At 58.8% G+C, this 5,095-nt stretch carries 1 protein-coding gene; it reads right to left on the bottom strand.

Annotated features, from left to right (window positions below; genetic code table 11):
- A partial coding sequence (locus tag ABVT36_RS18665) for an amino acid adenylation domain-containing protein (RefSeq protein WP_368457906.1) occupies window positions 1–5,095 on the bottom strand: 5,095 nt, incomplete at both ends.

Below are 5,095 nucleotides of genomic sequence, written 5' to 3'. Positions count from 1 at the left end.
GGTCACCGCTATGGCATCGGGACTTCGCTCTACCCAGTGCTGCACTCTTTGGTGAACAAAAGCCGGCGGCTCGGAAAATTGAGTCGGGGCGTTGTAGCTCTCCAGTTGGCGATAGCGCTCGACTTCATCCAGCAGCGTCAGCGCAGCGATTGGCTTGCCGGGTGCAGTGACCATCGCCTCCAACAGGCGCTGATAATGCTGCATCATCCGGGCAACGGTATCCCGGTCGAACAGATCGGTGTTGTATTCCACCGCCGCCACCAGGGTCTCCTTCTCCTCAATAACGGTCAGCGACAAGTCATACCGGGCCACCGCACTGGACTGAGAGGAACCCGATTGCATACTGGTGGGAAGTGCCAGCGTCTTCCAGGACAGGTCCGCCCGCTGCTGCTCCCCCTGCGGTGACGGTGCCTGAATCGCTTTTTTCACATAGGAAAACATCACCTGGAACAGCGGCGAATGCCCCAGGCTGCGCTCCGGATTCAAATGCTCAACCAGCATTTCAAAAGGAACATCCTGGTTCTCGATTGCCGCCAGGGCCATTTGCCGGGTGCGTTCCAACAACACAGCCGGTGAGAGATCCGGTTCGAAGCAAAAACGCCAAACCTGTGTATTGGCGAAGTACCCCATAACCTCTTGGGTTTCAGGCCAGTGCCGGTTCGCCACCGGACTGCCAATGGCTATATCCGACTGCCCGCTGTAGCGGTGCAACAGCATGCTGAACGCGGTCAGCATACCCATAAACGGTGTCGCGTTGCCCCCCTGGAAAAACTTCATCAGCCGCGATACCAGCGCAACATCCAGGCGACAGGCAAAATTGGCACCGCGGAAACTCTGTTCGACCGGCCGCGGGCGATCCGTCGGCAGGTTCAGTTCCGGCGGCAGACCATCTAGGGTCTTGTGCCAGTAATCCAGCTGTTCCTGCAGGACCTCTTCATTGAGCCACTGCCGCTGCCAGTGGGCAAAGTCCGCGTATTGGATATTGATCGCCGGCAGTGCATCGCCACCCTGTCGGTGTGCCTCATAGCAGGCGCGAAGCTCCTGCCAAAAAAGATCTATCGACCAGCCGTCGGTCACACTGTGGTGCAGGGTCAGTAGCAGTATCGCTTCCCCCTCACCCGCATCTATCAGGCGCAGTCGGCTCAGTACATCCTGTCGCAAATCAAAAGGCTGATACCGGGCCTGAAGTTGCGCCACCCCGATCTCTGCCGGATCCGCAAGCGACTCAATTTGAATTTCCCAGGGTTCCACCACCCGCTGGACCGGCTCATCGTCGACCACATCAAACCGGGTTCGGAGACTGTGATGACGTGTGATCAGGGTCTCCAGACTCCGCTTCAATAACTGGATGTCTGTGGACTCGGCAAACCTGACCGCGAGCGGCACATTGTAGACGGCACTGGGACCCATATACTGGGACAAAAACCAGAGCCGTAATTGCGCATAGGACAGTGGCGCCGTCTCCCGCCCATCGACCGGTACAATCGGCGGCAGTGTGGCTTTATCGGAACACGCCTCTGCGTTTTCGATCATGCGTGCCTGATCGGACAGTGTCGGGGTACTAAACACCTCCCTGACCTGGATACTGGCTCCGTATTCCTGCCGCAGTTGGGCCACCAGGCGTGTGGCCAGCAGGGAGTGTCCCCCCAAGTGGAAGAAGTTGTCCTCCCGGTATACGGTGTCGCATCCGAGCAATTGCTGCCAGATCAGCGCCAGACGCTGTTCCGCAGGGTTGTCCGGCAGGCTCTTGGCATCGGAGCAGTCCACTTCCAGTGCGGCCAGTGCCATGCGGTCGATTTTGCCTTGAGGGTTGATCGGCAATTCAGATAAGAGGCTTATTCTCGACGGCACCATATGCATGGGCAGACGTGTCGACACCTCCGCTTTGATCTGTTGGGCCAGCTCCTGCCAGTCAACTTCCGTATCGCAGGGCACTATTGCCGCTTCAATGACCTCCTTATAGACAAAGGCTGCCGCCTGCTTCACCTGGGCACAGTGGGCCAGCTGGGCTTCAACCTCACCCAACTCAATACGGAATCCCCGCAGCTTTATCTGCTGGTCCACACGGCCGTGAAAGACCAACTTGCCATCGGCGCGGAAGCATACCCGGTCCCCCGTGCGATACAGCCGGGCACCCTCCTCCTCACTGAACGGGTGCGGAATAAACCGCTCGGCAGTCAGACCGGCGCGGTCCCTATAACCGCGCGCCAACTGCCCCCCGGCAACATAGAGTTCCCCCACCGCGCCCTGTGGTAGCAACTGGCCGTATTCATCGAGCACATAACAGTCGCTGCTGCCAATTCCCCGCCCGATGGGTATGGAGGACTCCCTCTCTGCGACTGTCGACAGGGTGGCACATACAGTGGTTTCCGTCGGTCCGTAGGCGTTCACCATGGTGCGGCGAACCTGCCAGCGCCCAGCCTGCACCGGGTCGAGTGCCTCGCCACCAACCATAAGCTGTTGCAACCCCCTCACACGTTCAGGATCCAGGTGTGCAATCAGCGAAGGGGGCAGCAGCGCCACTTCGGCGGAATACTGGTTGATAAATGCCTCGAGTAGCGCGCCGGAAGGGCGCGCCTCGGCCGGCACTATCAACAGACCAGCGCCTTCCAACAGCATGCCCAGCTCTAGTATTGAAGCGTCGAAAATCAACGACGAAAACTGTAAAAAGCGCTTGCCGCAGGCTGTAATCCCATAGCTTTCCAATCCGCCCAAAAGTGACGACAGGGCGCCACAGCTGACTTCCACACCTTTGGGCCGACCGGTGGAACCCGAGGTATAAATGATGTAGGCGAGATTATCCCGATGGAGATTGGGCTCTATTGCCGCCCGCTGGGGAAGCCGGGACCAAAACCTGGCATCAAGAGCAAAGCAAACCGGGCTTTCGTTCAGGGTCGCAACAATGGAGGCCAGCAGACGCTGTTCAATGCTGTCCAGTGTGATGATCACAGCGGGTTGGCAATCTTCCAACAGCAGGCGCACACGCTCTGACGGATAATCCGGATCCAAAGGAACATAGACACCACCCGCTCTCCAGATAGCCAGAACCGCCAACACCGCATCGGCGCCCCGCTCCAGGCAGACGCCCACCCGCACTTCCGGTGCTACGCCGAGCGTCTGTAAATAGGCCGCCAGTCGTTCACTGCGATCCAACAGACTGCCAAAACTCAGTTGCTGCAAGCCGTCCATCAGGGCAATGCTATCGGGCTGCTGTTTTCCTTGCGCAGCCAATCGCTGCCACGGCCAAAGGTCCCGGCTGGGAGGAGCAGCGTCTGAATGGTTCCACTGCACCAGCTGACGATAACATTCGATTTCATCCAGCAGCGTCAGCGCAGCGATTGGCTTGCCGGGTGCAGTGACCATCGCCTCCAACAGGCGCTGATAATGCTGCATCATCCGGGCAACGGTATCCCGGTCGAACAGATCGGTGTTGTATTCCACCGCCGCCACCAGGGTCTCCTTCTCCTCAATAACGGTCAGCGACAAGTCATACCGGGCCACCGCACTGGACTGAGAGGAACCCGATTGCATACTGGTGGGAAGTGCCAGCGTCTTCCAGGACAGGTCCGCCCGCTGCTGCTCCCCCTGCGGTGACGGTGCCTGAATCGCTTTTTTCACATAGGAAAACATCACCTGGAACAGCGGCGAATGCCCCAGGCTGCGCTCCGGATTCAAATGCTCAACCAGCATTTCAAAAGGAACATCCTGGTTCTCGATTGCCGCCAGGGCCATTTGCCGGGTGCGTTCCAACAACACAGCCGGTGAGAGATCCGGTTCGAAGCAAAAACGCCAAACCTGTGTATTGGCGAAGTACCCCATAACCTCTTGGGTTTCAGGCCAGTGCCGGTTCGCCACCGGACTGCCAATGGCTATATCCGACTGCCCGCTGTAGCGGTGCAACAGCATGCTGAACGCGGTCAGCATACCCATAAACGGTGTCGCGTTGCCCCCCTGGAAAAACTTCATCAGCCGCGATACCAGCGCAACATCCAGGCGACAGGCAAAATTGGCACCGCGGAAACTCTGTTCGACCGGCCGCGGGCGATCCGTCGGCAGGTTCAGTTCCGGCGGCAGACCATCTAGGGTCTTGTGCCAGTAATCCAGCTGTTCCTGCAGGACCTCTTCATTGAGCCACTGCCGCTGCCAGTGGGCAAAGTCCGCGTATTGGATATTGATCGCCGGCAGTGCATCGCCACCCTGTCGGTGTGCCTCATAGCAGGCGCGAAGCTCCTGCCAAAAAAGATCTATCGACCAGCCGTCGGTCACACTGTGGTGCAGGGTCAGTAGCAGTATCGCTTCCCCCTCACCCGCATCTATCAGGCGCAGTCGGCTCAGTACATCCTGTCGCAAATCAAAAGGCTGATACCGGGCCTGAAGTTGCGCCACCCCGATCTCTGCCGGATCCGCAAGCGACTCAATTTGAATTTCCCAGGGTTCCACCACCCGCTGGACCGGCTCATCGTCGACCACATCAAACCGGGTTCGGAGACTGTGATGACGTGTGATCAGGGTCTCCAGACTCCGCTTCAATAACTGGATGTCTGTGGACTCGGCAAACCTGACCGCGAGCGGCACATTGTAGACGGCACTGGGACCCATATACTGGGACAAAAACCAGAGCCGTAATTGCGCATAGGACAGTGGCGCCGTCTCCCGCCCATCGACCGGTACAATCGGCGGCAGTGTGGCTTTATCGGAACACGCCTCTGCGTTTTCGATCATGCGTGCCTGATCGGACAGTGTCGGGGTACTAAACACCTCCCTGACCTGGATACTGGCTCCGTATTCCTGCCGCAGTTGGGCCACCAGGCGTGTGGCCAGCAGGGAGTGTCCCCCCAAGTGGAAGAAGTTGTCCTCCCGGTATACGGTGTCGCATCCGAGCAATTGCTGCCAGATCAGCGCCAGACGCTGTTCCGCAGGGTTGTCCGGCAGGCTCTTGGCATCGGAGCAGTCCACTTCCAGTGCGGCCAGTGCCATGCGGTCAATTTTGCCGTGGGCGTTGAGTGGCAACGCCTCCAGCGGCTGATAAAACGCCGGCAACATATAGCCCGGCAGCTTGTCCCGGGCCTCACTGGCGATGGCATCTACCCGTGCC

The sequence above is a fragment of the Microbulbifer sp. TYP-18 genome, from assembly GCF_040932045.1.
GTDB lineage: Bacteria > Pseudomonadota > Gammaproteobacteria > Pseudomonadales > Cellvibrionaceae > Microbulbifer.
This window is presented reverse-complemented; position numbering and strand designations above follow the sequence as displayed.